This window comes from Clostridia bacterium (genome assembly GCA_026414765.1).
Lineage (GTDB): Bacteria > Bacillota > Clostridia > Acetivibrionales > DSM-27016 > SKW86.
This window is the reverse complement of record JAOAIJ010000041.1, coordinates 1-20,247: the sequence shown is the minus strand read 5'-3', so window position 1 is coordinate 20,247 and position 20,247 is coordinate 1. Positions and strand designations below refer to the sequence as shown.

Sequence of the window (20,247 nt, the reverse complement as noted above, 5' to 3'; positions counted from 1 at the left end):
TTTTTACACACCGAACAGGCTAATTAAAGTAGTTTTCCGGTTATTAATTCCTGCATACTTTTTATTGGATTTGAAAAATCAAACCTGCATTCAAGTGTGTCAAATACCTTATTGCCCATAAATTCTACATTTTTCAATCTGATATCAATCTCAGAATTCTTAATCTCCTCAAGTTTACACTCAAACTCTGCATTGTCGACTTTAAGTATATCGGTTGCACCATTTACCCGAATGTATTCCGCTAAAAGACCTCCGCCTGCATGGAAAATTGTATTTGTACCCTTAAGAGAAAGCTTAAGCATTTCAATTGCCTGTAATATTGTTTCTTTTGAAGCTGTTAATATTAATATTTCAGGGTCTAATTCAACGGGTAAAACAGAAATTGCTGATTGAGCCATACTCAAGGCTATCTTTGCCAACTCCAGCGATGCCCTGACACCTTCCTGTGAAACTCTCATTACAACTATTTCTGCATCAATAGCTATTTGTTCTCCTACACGCGACCCGACCTGAACCGGCAAATCCCATTGTTCCCACCAGGGCCTGCGATTTAGCTGTTCAATTTCTCTGCCGAGTTTGCTTTTTCTTTCCTGAAGCTCATTGATATTGTTTTGAATTTTATCAACTTCATATTGAAATCCTTCAACTGTTCTCTTCAGAGCTTCAATGTTTTTGCTGCTTTCTTCAATCTGTGCCAAAACCTCTGACTTTCTGCTATTTATACGGTCATCGATTTGTCTTAATTCTTCCTGACGTTTTGACAATTCAGTATTAATATTTTCAAAGACAGTATTTGCACTGTCCATTAAGGAATTGATTATTGAAACAGCACTATTTCTGATATAGGTACAATACCCTTGTTCTCCCTCAATAAAAGTACCTTTTACTTTGAAAGTAGTCGGGTCGTTAATCATCAAACCTTCAGCCTCAAGCTTGCAATCAAACATTTCAAAAAGTTTTCCGCTAACATCAAAGGAAAATCCGGCGGTGGAGGCATGAATATTTGTTTCCGCTGATACTCCCAGAAGTTCTGCTTTGCCCTCAATAACCATGACAGGATTCATATCCTTAAATTCCATGGTAAATGCTGCTCCTTCATTCTCTTTTAGACCTGTAACTTTCAAAAAAGGTTCAACCCGAACATCTGCAATAGTTCCCCCGATTTTCAGGGAAAGCGGTGAAGTATCTATTTTGATGTTAGCAAAAGCATTAAATCCGCAGTGTGAAATTCCCGCGTTGCCTTCCAGACCTATTCCATATTGGGTTTTTATTATGTCAAGTCTAGCGGACGCCCCCATCCACGTTCCCTCAGCATAAGCATGCTCAGGACTGATGTAGACTGAAGCGCCTTCCAGTCGCAAACTGCCTAAATTGCAATTTACAGAACCAAAGAAATAAAAATTTTCTTTGCTCAGATATCCTTTGAGAGCGCCTTCAATCTGGTATTTTAAGCCTTGATAGAAAAAGTCTTCCGGAAATAGTGCGAGCTGACCCTCAAATTCCAGGATATTATGGATATAGTTGATAAATCCTTTAAAAGGCCGGTGATTTAAGGCAGGAAGATCAAGATGTCCGTATCCTATAAGTTTTACGGCATTATTGGGGTTAGCAGCATTTATTTCATTATTAACTGATATATGTCCAAAAGCCTCAATATCAAAGATATCTTTCAGTTTTGCTGCTATTTTGTACCCTGTGGCAAAACCTTTAGAATTTGAAGTTGTAAGGGCATACATTACGGAAATTTCATTTTCCCCGAAGGCTGCCGGTGTGTACTCGCCAGTTTGCAGCCCCCTAAAAGAAGTCCTGCCTTTCAAGAATATTGCCAGGCCCTGTCCATTAACTTTTTTCAAAGTGTCGGGTGCTGTATTTATCTGATTCAGTATTGCATTTGTCCTTTGCTCCACATCCAGCAATTCAAGCAAGTCCTTGCGTACAGGTCTAAATTCACTGATTTTCTCCTCCAGCACCTGCCTGCTTGCTTCATCTCCAGCATAGCAGATTGTACCGCCTGACACACTTTCAAATTCGTCAGGTGTAGCAACCATCCAAGCCGCCTCTACATCCAATGGTATCACGGAAGCGGGAAGATGTAAGTAACCTATTCTATAATTTAGAGGTATAGTACGTATTAATTCGTTTATATTCAGTCTTTTCATGCTATTCATAAAAGCTGCACATACAGCAAGTAAGCTGAGTTCCAAGCGGTCATTTGTAAACGGCGCAGACCTTGACCAACTTGTTTCACATTTTTTAGTGTAGGAGCTATTTCTTGTGAGGTCATAAATTCCTTTGTCTGTACCGCCTCCATCCAGAAGAGGCCAATTCCCAATCAGGTTTTCCTCTGTTGAAAGCAATCTGAAACTCATGTTTTCTCTTATTTCACTTCCGGTACGTGCTTTATTCCACAGCCGTATATCAGTAATTTCTCCTTCAAAGTAGTACTTCTTGTTCCCGCGGCAGCCTATGAATAACCCGTTGAAGGGTGTGTCTTTCAAAGTATGTCGAATCCCTATATTCTGTTGGGTTGTTTTTTGTTCTATCCCGTTTATATATATTCTTGCCGGCTTGGGCATTTGGCGCGGATCATATACGCAAGCCAAATGAACCCAATGTTCTGATGTAAAGCATTCTGCTGTTGTATCCACATAAAAGCCTGGAATAGGAATGAAACGGACACTATTTGAGCCGCTTTCCCCGCCCAGATGAATTTCAAAGGTTTCCATTCTGCTGCCGGCAGCTAAAACCTCTACCTCTGCACCTTCTCTATATCTCCTGAACCATAATTCTATTGTAAAGGCTTGCAGATATTTCTCCGGATAACTAATTTCCAGGCGGCTTTTCCCATTAAAAGCAAGGGAACTGTTCTCTCCGTTCAGGCCATCAAAAGAAAGCTTGCTGCCTCCGATAAATTGGGGAAGCGTAATAAAGTTTTGGTTTAGTATAAACCGCAGGTCCATATCTGTATTTAATTTTTCAGGTACTATCATGGAATCATGTTTTGTAAAAAAATCCTTTAATTGCAGCAGTATTTTGCCAAAAGCCGATAAATCCAATTTTGGCTTTGGAAATGCTGTATTTGCACGTATTTCTGCACCCGAAAGGTCGGTGTACACAATTCCTAGTTGCTTAAAGAACACAGGAATAGGTATTGGGATAGGTACATCAGTGATCATAGCTACTGTTTTGTAATCAATAATCATGTACACATCATCAAGAATTATTCTTGTGTGAATGAAGTCAGGCGCACAAACCGGCAATTTAACGGGGATTTTGTCTGAGACTTTTTTCAAAACCAAAGCTGCAATAATCTGTGAAATATCGAAGACATCTACACATACTCCCGCTTCCAGCGTAAAGAAGTTGCCTGATAGTATTTCTCCGAAGGCAACTTTTGTAAGTTCAATTCCTACAAGTATGGGACCAAAACCGTTTGTAGCCGGAAAAATAATCTTAAGCGGCTCGTCTCCGTCTTTCACACCGGCTTCAAATGTAATTCCACCATCAATTGTAACTGAAAGATCAAAGGAAAAGCTTTTTGGCATTTCGAACTGCAGGTATTGTCTTAATTTTTCCGGCAGACTGTCAAAGCAATCCCCCAGCATATCAAACTGTCTTAACAACTCATCAGGTATTTTTACCGCCATTGAGTCTGCAAAACCGGTAAATACTCTTTTTATTTCTGCCGTATCAAGGTTTCCCTGACTGTCAAGCAATGAAGGACGAGGCATTGCTTTATCCGGCCACTCGGAATGCTCAAACTGGTGTGCCAGGTACATCGAGATGCTGTTAGGCAGCATATTCGATAAATCCTTCAAACCTGCAAGCTCAAAGAGAGCTTTGAATGGAGTAAGGGGCAATGCCAAGGGTTTTGTGACATCGAAACCACCACTTGCCCTGAAACTTCCGCTTTTTGCGTCCAGACTGAGGACAGGCATTTGGAAGCTTGCTTGTCCAAACTCACCCAAATTGCAATGAATCCAAGTTTTATCATTTTCGGTATTAAGCTTGATTGCCTTAATAGGAGAGGCTTTACCGACAATCGTAGCTGAAACTCCCTCTGTACCGATGCTTAGTTTCATTTTTATGGTAGTTTCTTCCTTGCTAGCTTCGTCCCTTGCATCATATGTATTAAAGAATTCTACTGAAGGGCTTCCATCTTCCTTAATGCCGAATATCTTATTGAGAAGTTGGGGTATCCCCACACCGAATAATACAGAAAGCTGTATTTCCTTGCCAAGGATTAGCTTGAGATCTGTCATATCAATCAATGCTTTACCCAAATCCACCATTCGCTCCTCACCTGTAGAAGGGTCATTTGTAGTTAATGGAGGTATGGCTATTTCCACTGGAGCAGTGATACGGTCTATACCTAACTCAGCACCTTTATTGGATATCTTGAGAGTGGCAGTTGAACCATCCTTGGGCACAAGGGCATACAGCTCTTCCGGCAGCCCTCTGAACCTCAACTTTACTGATGCGGAAATTTCATTTTTCGTCAAGAATATCCCGCCGCCTTTTGTGCTATGATCGGATTCCGGCAAACCCCCGAACATTATATCAAAAAAGATTGCTCCATCCTTTACAGGGGCAGGGATAGGAATAGTCAGATCAGCTTTGTCTGGCCTTAATACTATACCATAGTTCTTTTGGTCGTAGAACAGGCTGACAGCCATGTTTACATTCAAAAGATTTTCACATTGCTCCATACCGGGTACCCCAAACAGACTGTATATTTTGATGCCGCCCTCACCCTCTACTGAAAATGCAAACTTTTTCACGTTTTTCTGCAATATAATCTTCAAGTCTTTGAAAGCTATTTCTCCTATATCCTCCAGGATATATCTGAAGTATCCCCCATTTTTTGCAGCTCCCGACAGAGTGAGTTTTTCAGTCTTTTTTTCGTAAACAGCATCAAGGGTAAAAGGTTCTCCCAAAAGCACAATCACTGTATTTCCGCTGACTGACCAGGTTTTATCCGCATTCAGCCGCAGCTTTAGCCCTATGGACGTAATATACAAGTCATTTTCTGCCAGTATAACATCCCCCTCGCCAATCACATCAAAGACCAGCATAATGCTTTTGCCAGGCTCGCGTTTTAGAAGTAATTCTCCTCTTATTTGAGCATTGAAGGGATGCCCGGTACCAATATCCCACTCCCAACATGTCAGAGAAGATGTCCCTTTTACAGTAAATCCACTTTTAGATGAAACAGTAAAACTCATATTATCAAGAATTATTTCAGGAAGAATTCCTGGCACATCTGCATCAGCTACGAGTATTGATACTGCTTTTCTTAAACTTACTGACGGAATGCTGAAAGAAAGGCTTGCCTCCTTATCTGCTATTTTTCCGCTAATATCGATGGAAAACTTATCTATAGCTGCAATTCCTTTAAGTGTGCCGTTTAGCTTTTTGCTTGCAGTATCATATGACAGACTTATTTTCCTTAAGGACAAATCCAAACCGACCGGAATATATTCGTTAGATAAGGATAATTGGGGAAGTAGGGAATTTAAGCTCTCTGAAAATGATAGTACCTGTCCGCTTTCACCTTCAAAGTCCAAGGTAATGCTTACACCTTTGGTCTGTTCATTTTTTGCGATACTGAGCACTATATTCATATTGCAATTATCAATCTGTACCATGCCAGTGATTTCAAGCACTTTAGTTTTTGTGATGGACTTTAAGGTATTCAATACAATAGACGCCTGAGGAAGTATCAACCCCTCAGTATTAATGCTGATCAGCTCCAGAAGCCCTTTAACAGATATTGTTTTACTTTTATCTAAAGATGGCAAAGCAATTATTGCGTTATTGAACAACTCTTTCATTTCACTTATTTCCATAGCTCGAAGCTCCCTTTACTTTATATTATGTTAACGCGACAGATGCATACACACAATATTCTTACTTACCATTTCACAGCTTGAGCTTAGTGGTATAGTAATACCCATGCTGAACCTTTTTTTACTTTTCTTCGCACATTTGGTAATATGTATATATACATATTACCAAATCTACCAAATTTCGACCGACGTGTCAATGCACCGGCTTCCTTGCCGCGATCCTTCAGGTCACTCCGCATGCATCTGATTTCTTACCTTTTACACCTCTAATCAGCAGCCACAGGATAAATGATACTTCAGCAACAGCCTCGACGACAGAGAATACTGTATCGGTTGCTTCTATATAGCCTGGGAAAAAGAAGAACACAAAGAAATCAATCAGGTAGCAGAAGCATGCGCTTATTAACAGAATTCCCAGAACTTTAGGAATAATATCCGACTTAAAAATAAGCAGTCCGAGTGGAAGAAGCCAGAGTCCCCAGAAAATCATGGTAATCATTCCTCCATGCTTGTGCAAATCAAGAAACACCATTGCCAATGCATGTAACTGAGAAGTCTTAAAGCTTGAGAGATATCCGGCACCATTCAGGAGCAGGACTGAAGCAAGCTGGTTAAGCCTGTTGAGGAAAGCTACCGAGACACCAACAATAATAAGTATTACCATCTGTCTGGCCAAATTGCTGTCCACTGGTTTAAACAACTTGTATAGTGCATTTGCCAGGAACAAGAAGCAGATATGACCTATGAGACAGCTTATGAAGCCTAAACGGAATATCCACTCTGAAGCGAGAATATTATTGACTGTAGACACAACATCACCTGGTACATAAAATGAAGAGTCAACATAGATCATGCTGAAAGTATAAAATAGAGCCATAAACAAATACCACATTCCTGCAATTCTTGCAGCTTTTTTGTTTGAATTCATGTCTCTCCTCCTCGTTAATCAATTGTTTTGTTAATTTCTATACTCAGACGGTAACATCCCGGTTTTATTCTTAAAAAGTTTCGAAAAATGCTGAGGATATTCAAATCCTAATGAATGTGCAATACTATTTACTGGTTCCTGAGTTCCCAGGAGCATGATTTTCGCTTTTTCAATCAAGTAAAAGTGAATGTGCTCTTGAGCGTTTTTACCTGTTTCTTTTTTCAGCAAATCACTTAGATAATTTGGAGAGTAGCACATTACGTTAGCACAATATTTGACACTGGGCAATCCCTGCGTTTTTGGTTTGTCGGAGTCGAAATAAGACTTCAAAAATTTTTCAAACCGGATAACCACATCCTTGTTTACATTTGTACGTGTAACAAATTGCCTACTATAAAAACGTTTGCAGTGATTTAGCAAAAGCTCAAGGTTTGAAATGATCAAATCCTGGCTATATATATCTAAATTCTGACTATACTCATACTTTATTGCTTTTACTATATCGGTGACCGTTCTTCTTTCCTGATTTGACAGGTGAAGTGCCTCATGTGAATCATATGAAAAAAAAGTATACTCATTCATCTTTTTGCTAAGTGCGCTTTTTTTTATCAGATCAGGATGAAAAATAAGAACCCATCCATCCAATTCTGTACTATCGGATGAACTTAACGGCTCTATGGTTTGCCCAGGTGCTAAACACATCAGGGTCCCTTCCTGAAAATCATAGTTCTGACGACCATATTTTATTTTACATTCATGGCCACTTTTTAGGCTGATACTATATAAACTCATTACGATTTTTTGCTGAATTACCGGTATCACTTTTACCTTAGAAGGCTCGAGAAGTGTTATCAGGGGGTGTTTGAGTTTTTCATATCCAACCATCTCATTTATTTGAGATATGGATTCGATTCTCATTATATGGGCCATGTTTCAGCTCCTTAGAAATATTTCTCGTCTGCATTTCTTACCATCCAATTCCATTTTTACTAGTTTAATTATATTACATCATAAATGATAAATAAATAAATATATTACTGACAAATCAATACATTTTACTGATATTAAGATTTTGTAAAATCTATATACAATAATCCAAATCTAATACGTAGAATAAAATTATCGGTAGGTTTAGAAAACATTTGATATTCTGAAGATATGTCTGGAAAACTTTGCAATAATATAAGAGCATAAAAAAAAATCACACTTCTGATTAATTACAGTATTGACATACCTAGAACTTCGAGGTATCATTAATATGCATAGAAGTTCTAGGTATAATGAGGGATGCTATGAATGTATCAAAAGATTTGGTTGCCGCATCGGCAATCCCGTTAATTTTAGCAATTTTGAAGGAAAACGACAGCTATGGTTATTCTATTATCAAAAGAGTTAAGGAGCTCTCCGGTAATGAATTAATCTGGACTGAAGGAATGTTATACCCTGTTTTGCATCGACTTGAAGAACAAGGTTTAATCGAGTCATACTGGAAAGATTCTCAAACTGGCCGCCAACGCAAATATTACAGGATCAATGAAGAAGGCTTGAAAGAACTCGATATTCACAAAAAACAATGGCAAATGATTCATTCAACTTTATTAAAAACGTTGTAAAACAATCAATAGAGGAGGTTTCAATATGTTTGAGTTAGAATCAAATATTCGTGCATGGAGCGATAATTTACGTTCGGGAGGAAACCTTAAAGAAACTGACATTTTAGAACTTGAAAGTCATTTACGCGATGAAATCGAAGACTTAACTAAAGCGGGATTATCAGAGGATGAAGCATTTTTAATAAGTCTGAAACGTTTAGGTAGTATCAACAAGCTGTCTTCAGAATATTCCAAGGTTAATACGGAAAAAATGTGGAAAAATCTATTCTCTGCTTCCATAGACCCAGAAATCAAGAAAAAGACCCGCAAGGATATTTTTTTAGTCATCATTTTTTCAATATTGTCCGGGACTATGGCAAAAATACCTGAACTTTTCGGTTATCATATGTTCTCCCCGGGGTCAGAATTATTTTTTCTTAAAAATCTTGGGTTCTTTATTTTGCCTTTTATCGTTGGTTTCTTCGCAATTAGGCACAATCTTAACCGCAAACTGGTCAGTATAATCATAGGAATTTTTATTATAAGTGCTGTAACAATTAATTTTTATCCGTCATTTGCACCTAAAAATACTGAATTACTGACTGGAATCCATCTACCTATGTTTTTGTGGCTAATTACGGGGGTTGCATATATTGGCGAAAAATGGCGCAGCAGCAAAGGTAGGATGGATTTCATCCGCTTTACCGGAGAATCAGTGATTTATGGCGGACTGACATTAGCTGGAATCGTAGTCCTATCTGGATTTACTCTAGTTTTATTTAGCGCAATTCAAATCGACCTTAGTAAATTTGTCCCCGAGTACTTTTTGGTATACGGTGGATGCGCGGCTGCTATGATAACTGTATTTCTAGTCGAATCAAAAAGAAGCATCGTAGAAAACTTTGCACCTGTTTTGGCCAAAATTTTCAGCCCTCTGTTCCTAATAATCATGACAGCATTTTTATTAAGCATGATAGTTTTAGGAAGAAGTCCATTTATGGATAGAGATTTTTTAATCCAATTTGATTTAATGCTTGTATTAGTTCTCGGCCTTGTTCTTTATGTGATTTCCGCCAGAGATAAACAATCTGCTCCAAATATCTTTGATTATTTGAATCTTTCTCTAATAATCGTTGCGCTGATTATCGATGGCATTGCTTTGTCTGCAATACTTTTTAGACTATCATCATTTGGGATTACTCCGAACAAAGTTGCCGCTCTTGGCGAAAATATCGCATTGTTAGTTAACCTTGGCGGTCTTGCCTTGTTATACATTCGCTATTTTGCAAAGAAAATTGAGTTTTCAATACTTGAGAGATGGCAAACATTTTATCTGTACTTTTATGCAGCCTGGATCGCAGTTGTAGCATTTGTGTTCCCGATTATTTTTAGTTTCAAATAACTCATAAAGACAATCAAAAAGCAATTTAGTTTGTATTCTCTGGATAATAGTATTCAGCCTATTAATTCATCTTTACCTAAATTTCGTATTCAGATAACAATAATAATATATTATACCTCAATAATATTTTATTGACTTTCGATAAATTATGAAATATAATTTATCTATAAATAAATAAATGAGGTGTCCTTTTATGAAACTATTTTCTACAATTTCCTTAAAGATAGCTGCAATTTTTAGTTCAACAATTTTCTTAAAGATAGCAGTTATTTTTATTGGAACTCCAGTTCTTGCCTTATGTATATTGGGTTTGCCTTGGTTAGCTAATAATCCGGTAAACCCGGATTATGCCCATATACTATATCCCATTTTAGTAGGCATATATGCCTCAGCGATACCGTTTTACATTGCATTGTATAAGGCTTTTAGGCTTTTAAGCTATATTGATAAAAACAAAGCTTTCTCACAAATTTCTGTTAAGGCTTTAAAGAATATAAAATACTGTGCAATCACAATCAGTACCTTGTTTGTGGTAATGATGCCATTCGTTTATCTCATAGCAGAGAAAGACGATGCCCCAGGTCTCATAATAGTCGGAATGATCCCTATCTTTGCTTCAATGGTAATCTCAGTATTCGCTGCTGTTCTTCAAAGACTTTTAGAAGAAGCGATTGATATTAAATCAGAAAATGATTTAACGGTGTGAGGTGAATAACATGGCAATTATAATTAATATTGATGTAATGATAGCTAAAAGGAAAATGAGTGTCACAGAACTTTCAGAGAGGGTTGGGATAACAATGGCTAACCTTTCTATATTGAAAAATGGAAAGGCAAAAGCAATTAGGCTTTCAACATTAGAGGCAATTTGCAAAGTATTAGAATGTCAACCAGGTGATATTCTGGAATATAGAAGTGATATGAGTTAAACCGATATTATCCTCATAAAACACATATTAAAAATGCAAGTTGTTATGTAGCTATAAACCGTAAGTCAGTTGACATTCAACTAACTTACGGTATTAAATAGTTTCTAGAAATTTCCCATTTACCGAGTTTAATGTCACAAATTTCCACATGACTATTTTCTAATAGGACATCGATCAACTTGCAAACATCATTATATATTGACTCAATTTGCCCCTCTGAGAATACATTCTGCATAAAAATAAAGTTAAGTAAAAGTTTATCTTCGTGCTCCAACCAGTCAATTATTTCTATTTGCATATTTGTAGTTGTATAGGTTGACGTATACAATTCTTTTATACTAAACTTTATACCATCAAGAGACTCTTGCGGTCGCAAAACATTATAGTTCACAGATATTTGATACAAATTACTATAACCTTTTTCATATATTTTCAAATCCTTAGCGAGCAGGTATTTAGGATATTTGGAGTAAAAAAGACATCTTTTTATATTTCTACAGACCTTATCCGCAAATGTGTAAAAGGTTTGATTTTCATCAATTTTGATCCTTAAAGGCATATCACCTGCAAAGCAGCCAATAATCTTTTTTTCCTTAGCACTCCCCCTGTTAGACATATAGCTGCCTATTAAAATATCATCCCGCTGCAATACAATATATAAATATATAGACAGTACTGAAATAAAAAAAGAAGATAACGATAATCTCTTACTACAGAATTTTTTGATTCTAGCCGTCAATTTTTTATTTAAGCAATACATCCTATTAACTACTTTAATTGCCATTGGAATAGGTTGACAAAACAGTTCGGGATATCCTTTCAAGTACGTATTCCAAAAACACTTATCCCTTAAAAGCCTTTCAGATAACAAATATGTTTTTTCGTCAGTAAGATGTTGTAAATATGAAATCTCATCTTTTGCATCCGACTCCTCTCCATACTTAATTTTTATATACGAGTCAAATATTTGGTTAACCATAATTCCAAAAGACCAACCATCATAGTTCAAATGGTGAATCTTCCCATAGAAAACAGATTGCTTTTTATTCACTTGTAACAAAGCAAAGTAAAAAAGGTCGTTATCAAAACCACTAAATGATTTGCTAAAATCTTTTTCTAGCCATTTATCAAACTCAATTTTGGGGTTATCATAGTTACTAAAATCAAAGAAATCAACAAAAATTTTCTTATATTCACTTACATATTGATATACTTCACCGTCGATTTCTTTATATCGTAATCTGATTCCGTCATTTCGTTTTACAAAGATGTTAATTGCTTCTTGAAAAATATAAAAATCAACAATCCCTTCAAAAATTGCATACCCCCCTATATGTCTGCTGTGGTTATCAGGGTATTGATTTATATTATCTCTAATAAAACTCCATTCCTTTTTCTGAACATCGGACAATTCGTAATAATTTTTATGTTCACGGTCAAACAGGATAAATCCCCCTATCAGATATTATTTCATGACTTTATACTATTAACTCTAAAAAAAAGAACTATTTTAAAATTGAAATTTCACATAATCCACATAATAGTGCAGGCTCTGCATAGAATACCAAATTCTCACGTTGTATTTTACCATTGCTAATATCTTTTATCAATCAATGCTTAATTTATTTTAAAATTTACTAAAGATAATTTTTAAAATGCAAAAAGAGACTATAACGTTAGGGCAATAGTCTCCTTGGGTTTATTAATAATTTTTATGGATCTTGGTTGGGCTTGTATCAGAATTTATACCGGGTAATGGACTGAATATATCTAAGTGCTCCTCCTAAAAACAAAAAAATGAATCCGTATTCAGACTTAAACAATCACTTTTGCATTTAATTAGTGATAGGTTTATCTATTTTAGAAAGTTTTAGCTATTTCTCCTGCTTCTGATACTGCCCTTTGAATTATCGCCTCTATGTCTTCGCCAATAACATCAAGTCTTTCAGCTGTTATAGTTACAAAATCTCTGATTCCCATAAATCCAAATACAACTCTTAAGTATTTATCATCCATTAAGAAGGATTTCAACGGCTCATGCGAAAAATCACCACCACGAGTAATAATATTAATAGCCTTTTTACCTTGTAATAGACCTACTGCACCATGTTCTGTATATTTAAAGGTAATTCCAGATACAGTCACATAATCAATATAATTCTTTAACATTGCCGGAATGCTTAAATTCCACATTGGTTCAGCAATTATGTATTTATCCGATTCCGCAAATTGATAGGCATATTTCAAAACAGGGTTATTCCGGCTTTCTTCTGTTTTAGGAATCATTATACTATTTACCTCATTTTCAGTAGGTAATTTAATGTCCTCTTTGCATAAATCAAGGGTTATCACCTCATCATTAGGGTTAGCCCTTCTATATTCCTGAACAAAATGATCAGAAATCCTAAAAGTTCTTGATTTTTCTGGGCTGGTGGTATTCGCTTTAATGTAAAGTACTTTACTCATGTCATTCTACTCCTTTAAATTAATATAAATTATAGCTTCATAATGAAATAAGATATTATCAACCATTTCTTTACAATAAATTATTATAACATAAAATTTTATGACATTGATTCTATTACATAACTTTACAACTTTGGTATTGATATTTACTATTAAAAACTAACTCAGGAATAAATACAAATTATATTCATCAAGCATGCCTCAATACTACATTAACTTAAGTAAATATGCCGACTTAACATTATTCATCATCACCAAAGCCCCAGACTGTTCCACCTTTCTTTTGTGAAAAAGCAATCATCCCCCCATACATATGCTAGAACCGAACTCGTCCATGCAAATTACCCGTACAAGCTACTAATAGTTTTGCCTTTATTTTATATAAGTCAACTTTTTTTTGATACTCTTGTCACATATTAATGGAGATTGTATACAAATATTGCTATAATATACCTATTGTATATTGTAAATATCAAGAGGTGTAATAGCAATGAAAAGAAAACTTGTGTGTCTTTTGTCAACAGCAGTAATAGTTTCAATCCTATCAACCGGCTTTTCAGTGTATAGTGTTGACAATAGTATGTATACAACCTACAGCGGGTTTAAGACCTCAGAAGTGCCGGTACTGCCAGAAAAAGAAGTTCACCCGTCACTTTGGTTCAACAGCAGTGATATAGAAAAGATGAGAAGTAAGAAAGATGCAGATTCTTATGCCAAACAGCTTTGGGATACCGTCTTTAGTTCACCCGAACTGTCAATGCCCTTTCCTAGCGAAGTTAAGAGCAGTGACTCCGGAGAAAAAATTCGAAAATATTATGGTGATATATCAAGAATAGCAAAATATAATGCTTTTGCATGGCTCATGACAAAGCAAGTAAAGTATCGCACTAAAGCAATAAATGCATTGAAGAAAGCTTATACGGGACCCATTTACTCTATGCCTCCACAGCAAAGAGGTCCTGTAGATGAGTTGCGTAGGGGACCCTGGCTTCAGAACTTTTGTGACGCCTATGACTGGATGTATAATGACTTATCCCCGGAAGAAAATACAAATATTCGAGCTAAACTTAAGAAGGAAGCCTCTGTCATATATGATAACCTAGAGGTTTGGGCCCCAAGGCCTCATAATCATCTTTCAAAGCCAGCCTGGGGATTGGGTTCTGCCGCACTTACACTCTCTAGTGAACCTGAAGCTAAGGAGTGGTTGAGAAAATCCCTTTATGAAGTTAACCGGAACACAAGCTATTTTTTCAGCTCCGACGGAGTATACAGGGAAGGCTCGCACTATTTTATGTTCTCACTGGTTAATATGGTTCCTTTCCTGTGGAACTATAAAAATGTATCCGGGGTAGATAATTTCAAGATATATAAACCTGCTTTCGAGTGGGCATTAATAATCCGTAACGGACGCGGATGGATGCCCAACATAGAAGGCTCATGGCTAAAACCGGCCCCCCTTCATATGGTAGCTGCAGCTTATATGAAGGATTCTACTCCATTAAATTCTTCAGCTAAATTGGGCAATCTACTTCAATGGTCGTATTTTAAAACTGATATTTCACTGTGGGATGACAATCTTAAAAAAGATTCAAAAAAAGATATGCAATTCCCCGAAAAGAAAAAACCTGATACTAATGACAAAAAGAATCCTCCTGAAAAGGATAAAAGCTATGAAAAAGATAAAAGCAAAATGCCACCTATAAATTCAAAAGGTTTACTAAATGTCGATTACACCGGTTCAGGCTCAGATCATACTTGGCTCCTTGACGAGTATATGCTTTATCGCCCGGAAATAAAGCAAATTGCTCCAAACTGCAGTGCTACTGTATTCCTGGATGAAGGCGGTCAGACGATCTTCAGGAACAAATGGGCATATAAGGATCCAAAAAGCCGTTATTTGCTTTTCCATGGTGTAGCAGAAAGCGACAACCAATACAACTATGATCACCTAAGTTTCACAATACACGCGCAAGACCAGCTAATGGCAAGTGATGCCGGGTATACACGCCAGGATTTTTCCGATCCCATTAGGGAAACCTGGTATATGCAGGGAGAAGCTCATAATACAGTCTTGGCTGACGGAAAAGCTCCTCAAGATATAAACATAAACCAAACCCCACTGTCAAAATATAATATAGATACAAGCTTTTTTGATTTTCAACAAAAAGAAGCCGTCTATCAAAACGGTAATAAAATAGCACGATCCGTAGCCTTTCCTGAACAGGATTACTTTGTCATTTCAGATTACTTATCGGGGAACTCCAATTCTAAATATGATTTATTGTTACATGGAGGCCGAGGAAAAATGTCTGGGGAGGGGGACTTCCGCCTTTGGACCTACGATACCGACAGGTACGGAAGTGCATCAAAACTCGCCTCGTGGGTTCTTACTTCTTCAAAAGCCAATTATACAGATAAATCCGGGGAAGTCTGCTATATTAAAGGTGATTACGGTTCATTCGGCTACCTGGATGTATCCTGCAGAACAAACAAAGCCATGTTCATGCAAATTCTCATCCCCCTTGGGGTAGAAGAAAAAGTCCCTTCAATGGAGAACTTGAGTAGTAATGATTACATTGGAGCAGCCATAACAAAGAATAATATACGTGACATTTACCTGCAGCAGCAGGATTCCAATGAAATAAGTGCAAAAGGCTTATCAACAGATGCCAGATTTATTTATTTCAGAGGCAATGAAAAAACACCCAAATGGATGTTCAAGGAAGGAACAAAGCTTTCATATAACAATACCATCATGGCTGTCTCTTCAAAACCGGTATGTCTTGCCTTTGACTTTAGCAGCGCAAATAAATATGAAGGAGAAATAACAGGTATCACATCTGCGGTAGAAATAAAAATTAAAAATCTCTCAGGTAAAAATGTATCAAAGTTAACACTGAATGGTAAAAGCCTGAAGTTTAGTGAAAGTTCAGGCTACTGTATATTTGATGTAAGTGAGCCCGGGAAAGTCAGCATTGAATTTATAAAATAGATTAGAAAAGAGACGGATCTTTGACACTAAAAGTATGACAAATTCCGTCTCTCTCTTGTCTTACGACAATTGGCAAAACAGCCTCTTGTGTCTTCTTTTAAAGGATTTGAGTATATTAAGGTTTACTATAAATATAATAATCAAATCAGATTTAATTTGATTCTATCCCCTAAACTATCTTCTCACATCCACTATGACATATTCCGAATGGCATTGGGTTCGAATCGGATATCCCCAGCCAGCAATCCCAGATGAAACAATGATCTGATACTTGTCAATCTTTTTATGTCCATAACTTAACTCTCCAACTCCTGTAATGCCATTAAACAGTCCCTCAGGCCAAATCTGTCCTCCATGAGTATGTCCGGATAATTGCAAATCTATACCAGCCCTACTGTTCTCCTGAAGTTTACTAGGTTGATGGTCCAACAGCAATAGAAAGTTATTGGCATCAACATTTTTTATTAACTCTTCGCATGTTTTTCGCGTATGTTCAGAAGAAAAGCCTTTATCCTTCCTACCTATGACGGTAAACTCATTATTTATATGATATATTTCATCCTCAAGTACATGTATTCCATTACTTATTAATTCATTTTCCAACTGGTGTGCATCAAAATTCCGGGCAGAACCATACCTGCTCTTATCATGATTTCCATAGACATAGAAAGTGCCATAGCTGCTTTTTATATTACCTAGTATATACGCAGCATTTTTCATCTGTGAAAAGGTAGTTCTTTGATCGACAATGTCTCCGCACAAAACTACTAAGTCAGGCTTTTTTGCTTCAAGGTCATTACAGTATTTCTTAAGCTTTTCTTCATTCATAGTCGTACCAAAATGAAGATCTGCAATCATTGCAATTCTATAGCCATCTTGACGGATCAACTTTCCCGTGTGTATGGTATAGTCGGTCTCCACTACATTTTTCATGTTGTAATAGCCATATCCAATAATCAATCCGGTGATAATGACTGGCACCAGTCCGCTACGAAAAATTTTGTTCCATGTGTTAATATTTATACCCATGAATTTATGCAAAGCAGTACATATAAAGTTAAGTACCTCCATAAGCAAAGCTATTCCGACTATATGAAGTACAATCAAAGCACCATACCCAAATAGATTGACAGACCACAAACTTAAGCAAACTGCAATAAGGGCTGCTACCACTTTTACTTTCTTAAGAATACGTTCTACTCTCCAAAAATTTGCAATACGCAGGAGATAAAAAAATAAGTAGATTCCTACGGGTATCATCATAAGAAAAGGAACTATTATGAATCTAAATAGCATCGTATTTCCTCCAAAATGTAAAACGCAATATGCCTATAATAACTTTAAGTACTTAATTACGATTACTGACAAGTGTATTGGCTTAAGAAGTAAAATATGCGTAGTATATCTTCATTACTTCAATGCTATATTATGAAAATATATAAGTCAAGCTTATGACAGAAGTACACTAAACACGTTCAGCAAGTTTAAGTAAGATTTTAGCTGCTATGTGGAATAAATAAGTGTACATATTATTCTACCTTATTCTACGGAAATTGAGAAACTCATTGAAAAGGGCTTAAATACTAGCTTTCCAGTATTTTTTTCAAAACAACTTGCATTCACTGCAAGATTCTGCATTATTTATTCTATGCTATAGAAATATCAATCACTTCGGGGTATATATTATGGAAGGTATACTGGGTAATGGACAAATTAACCCTGAAACAGGAACATACTGGACTTGAGATAATTTATTATGTCTATTTCTTATAAATTCTCTGAATATACGTATCTGATTATGCAAACGATTGAATTCTTACATGCTGCGTTTTTCCTAATGTTTACGAATTAATATTAGCAAATATCAAATGTCTATAGAACTTTGCTTTAATTTATGTTTAGAATATTAAGTGACTGATATGAAAGAAACGGCTTGCGTCTCATATTTTCATATCCTGCGTCGATACGCCTTCATCGCGAATAGGTAAGCAACAACCATGATACCGACACACCACGCGAGGGCTATCCAGATATCGTTTCCGACGGGTTCGGAGTTCAACAGCGAGCGAATCGACTCAACGATTGACGTTACAGGCTGATTCTCCGCAAAAACACGGACGACTTTGGGCATCGTTTCGGTCGGCACAAAAGCTGAACTGAGAAAGGGCAGGAAGAGCAACGGATATGAGAATGAGGACGCACCCTCCATTGATTTTGCCGTGAGCCCTGGAATGACCGCGATCCATGTCAGCGCAAGAGTGTATAGTGTGAGTATTCCCGCTGCCGCGAGCCAGTTAAGTATTCCCGCACTTGAACGGAAGCCCATAATAAGCGCAACGAGGATAATAATAACCACGGTAAGCATGTTGGACACAAGAGAAGTCAGCACATGACTCCACAGCACCGACGAGCGGCTGATAGGCATGGAATTGAACCGCGAGAAAAGCCCTTTCTGCATATCCATAAACAGCCGGAAGGCGGTGTAGGCTATGCCTGACGCAATAGCCATCAACAGTATGCCCGGCAGTTGGTAATTAATATAATTCACATCAGAGCCCATACTCATTTTTACCGCGCCGCCGAACACATAGACAAACATCAACATCATCGCAATCGGTGTTAGCGCGACCGTGATAATCGTGTCCGGGCTGCGCAATATGTGCTTCATTAAGCGCCCGGTGAGTACACCTGTATTGTTTTTCATTTTGTTTGACCTCCTTTACCGATGATCGCGAGGAAAATCTCCTCGAGTGTCGGTTGTTTTTCGATATATTGTTTTTTTGCAGGCGGGAACAGCTTTTTAAGTTCTTCAAGCGTCCCGTTAGCGATAATTTTGCCCTCGTTAAGGATCGCGATTTTGTCGGCAAGCTGTTCCGCTTCATCCAGATACTGCGTTGTGAGCAAAATCGTCACGCCGCTGCCGGCAAGCTCCTTAACGGTTTTCCAGACCTCAAGCCGCCCCTCCGGGTCAAGTCCGGTTGTCGGCTCGTCGAGAAAAATAAGCTGCGGCTTTCCTATAAGGCTCATCGCTATATCCAGCCTGCGTTTCATGCCTCCGGAATACGTACCTGCCCTTTTGTTTGCCGCGTCAGTAAGCCCAAAGCGCTTGAGCAGGTCGTCGGTAACTTGTGCTGGATTTGCAATGCTGCGTAGTTTAGCAATCAGCAGGAGATTTTCCTGCCCGGTCAATATCTCGTCCACAGCGGCGAACTGCCCGGTCAGGCTGATATTTTCGCGTACCTTTCCCGGCTGACGCGAAACGTCAAAGCCGCAGACGCTCGCGGTTCCTCCATCAGATTTCAGAAGTGTCGAAAGGATGTTGACCACCGTGGTTTTGCCCGCGCCGTTAGAGCCGAGCAGCGCGAAAATCTCACCTCTCTTCACTTCAAAATTGATGCCCTTTAAAACTTCTGTGCCCTTGAAAGACTTTTGCAGCCCTTTCACTTCAATTGCTTTTTCCATCCCGATATCCCACCTTTACTTTGTTTTATCCGTAACCTTTTTTATGGCCTTGTAAACTTCTTGGTCAACAGATTCTTGATAGATGTCAGCGTAAGTTTTTGAATCTTTGATTAGTTCGTCGCAGAAGGCCGCTACGTCACTGCCTGTCACTTCGAGCACGCCTTTCCCCAAGGCCGCGCCCTCTTCAAAAAGATCGACAATCCCCGAGAGTAAACCTATTTCGTCGGTTAGCTCAACAGGACCTACCTTAAAGAGATATTTTTGAATCTCATTATAAACAATCTGATAATCTTTTGGGAGCGTTTTGACACGCGCCACATGCGCCCGCCACATTTTTTTGCCTTCGATGATATCTTTTATGCTCATTTCATCCTCCTATTTACCTAATTTTTTAGCGATATTATTGTTGAGCTCTTTGCGCCATTTGTCGCGATAAGACTTTGCCCCTTCTTCACCCGCCAGTGCTATACAGAAGCCTTTGATATCATCACCCAAAACCTCTTGGACACTCTGACCGTTTGCCGCCGTTTCTTCGAGCATACCAAGCGCACTGTCAAGAATTGGCATGAGGTTGCGACCGGTTAAATCTGAGTGAGGCAAAAGGTTGGTTTTAATTTTTTCCCATGC

At 37.8% G+C, this 20,247-nt stretch carries 15 protein-coding genes; 5 read left to right on the top strand and 10 right to left on the bottom strand.

The window, feature by feature from the left end; genetic code table 11:
• Positions 1-23: 23 nt before the first annotated feature.
• The 3 genes from N3I35_15130 to N3I35_15120 form a co-directional block, all read right to left on the bottom strand.
• A complete protein-coding gene (locus N3I35_15130; GenBank protein ID MCX8131412.1) occupies positions 24-5,849 on the bottom strand; it encodes a hypothetical protein in 5,826 nt (1,941 codons plus the stop codon).
• A 223-nt stretch (positions 5,850-6,072) separates the two neighbouring features.
• Positions 6,073-6,777, bottom strand: a complete 705-nt coding sequence (locus N3I35_15125) for a DUF4386 domain-containing protein (GenBank protein MCX8131411.1) — start codon at positions 6,775-6,777, stop codon at positions 6,073-6,075.
• Between the two features lie 30 nt (positions 6,778-6,807).
• Positions 6,808-7,707 (bottom strand): helix-turn-helix domain-containing protein, encoded by a 900-nt coding sequence (locus N3I35_15120; GenBank protein MCX8131410.1) that lies wholly within the window; start codon positions 7,705-7,707, stop codon positions 6,808-6,810.
• Between the two features lie 362 nt (positions 7,708-8,069).
• Here N3I35_15120 and N3I35_15115 point away from each other — a divergent pair, with 362 nt between their 5' ends.
• From N3I35_15115 to N3I35_15100, 4 genes are all read left to right on the top strand, one after another.
• Positions 8,070-8,390, top strand: coding sequence for a PadR family transcriptional regulator (locus tag N3I35_15115; GenBank protein ID MCX8131409.1), 321 nt, complete (start codon positions 8,070-8,072; stop codon positions 8,388-8,390).
• A 25-nt stretch (positions 8,391-8,415) separates the two neighbouring features.
• Positions 8,416-9,771, top strand: a complete 1,356-nt coding sequence (locus N3I35_15110) for a permease prefix domain 1-containing protein (GenBank protein MCX8131408.1) — start codon at positions 8,416-8,418, stop codon at positions 9,769-9,771.
• A 193-nt stretch (positions 9,772-9,964) separates the two neighbouring features.
• Entirely contained in the window at positions 9,965-10,477 is a 513-nt protein-coding gene (locus N3I35_15105) for a DUF2975 domain-containing protein (protein ID MCX8131407.1), read from the top strand.
• Between the two features lie 10 nt (positions 10,478-10,487).
• Positions 10,488-10,700 carry a helix-turn-helix transcriptional regulator gene (locus N3I35_15100; GenBank protein ID MCX8131406.1) on the top strand — a complete coding sequence of 71 codons (213 nt, stop codon included), beginning with the start codon at positions 10,488-10,490 and terminating at the stop codon, positions 10,698-10,700.
• An 85-nt stretch (positions 10,701-10,785) separates the two neighbouring features.
• On the opposite strand, the gene N3I35_15095 is transcribed toward N3I35_15100, so the two are convergent.
• Both N3I35_15095 and N3I35_15090 read right to left on the bottom strand, forming a co-directional pair.
• Positions 10,786-12,111, bottom strand: coding sequence for a condensation domain-containing protein (locus N3I35_15095; protein ID MCX8131405.1), 1,326 nt, complete (start codon positions 12,109-12,111; stop codon positions 10,786-10,788).
• A 449-nt stretch (positions 12,112-12,560) separates the two neighbouring features.
• Positions 12,561-13,166 carry an NAD(P)H-dependent oxidoreductase gene (locus N3I35_15090; protein MCX8131404.1) on the bottom strand — a complete coding sequence of 202 codons (606 nt, stop codon included), beginning with the start codon at positions 13,164-13,166 and terminating at the stop codon, positions 12,561-12,563.
• 490 nt (positions 13,167-13,656) lie between these two features.
• Here N3I35_15090 and N3I35_15085 point away from each other — a divergent pair, with 490 nt between their 5' ends.
• On the top strand, positions 13,657-16,158 hold the full coding sequence (locus N3I35_15085; GenBank protein ID MCX8131403.1) for a DUF4962 domain-containing protein: 2,502 nt from the start codon (positions 13,657-13,659) through the stop codon (positions 16,156-16,158).
• A gap of 174 nt (positions 16,159-16,332) precedes the next feature.
• On the opposite strand, the gene N3I35_15080 is transcribed toward N3I35_15085, so the two are convergent.
• The 5 genes from N3I35_15080 to N3I35_15060 form a co-directional block, all read right to left on the bottom strand.
• Positions 16,333-17,454 (bottom strand): metallophosphoesterase, encoded by a 1,122-nt coding sequence (locus N3I35_15080; GenBank protein MCX8131402.1) that lies wholly within the window; start codon positions 17,452-17,454, stop codon positions 16,333-16,335.
• 652 nt (positions 17,455-18,106) lie between these two features.
• Positions 18,107-18,862: an ABC transporter permease gene (locus tag N3I35_15075; protein ID MCX8131401.1), complete on the bottom strand. Its 756-nt coding sequence runs from the start codon at positions 18,860-18,862 to the stop codon at positions 18,107-18,109.
• Entirely contained in the window at positions 18,859-19,620 is a 762-nt protein-coding gene (locus tag N3I35_15070) for an ATP-binding cassette domain-containing protein (protein ID MCX8131400.1), read from the bottom strand. Before N3I35_15070 ends, N3I35_15075 begins: the two co-directional genes overlap by 4 nt.
• 15 nt (positions 19,621-19,635) lie before the next feature.
• Complete coding sequence (locus N3I35_15065) at positions 19,636-19,986, bottom strand: DUF1048 domain-containing protein (GenBank protein ID MCX8131399.1); 351 nt, start codon at positions 19,984-19,986, stop codon at positions 19,636-19,638.
• Positions 19,987-19,995: 9 nt separating this feature from the next.
• Positions 19,996-20,247 (bottom strand): DUF1048 domain-containing protein (locus tag N3I35_15060; protein ID MCX8131398.1); only part of this gene is annotated, 252 nt, incomplete at its 5' end.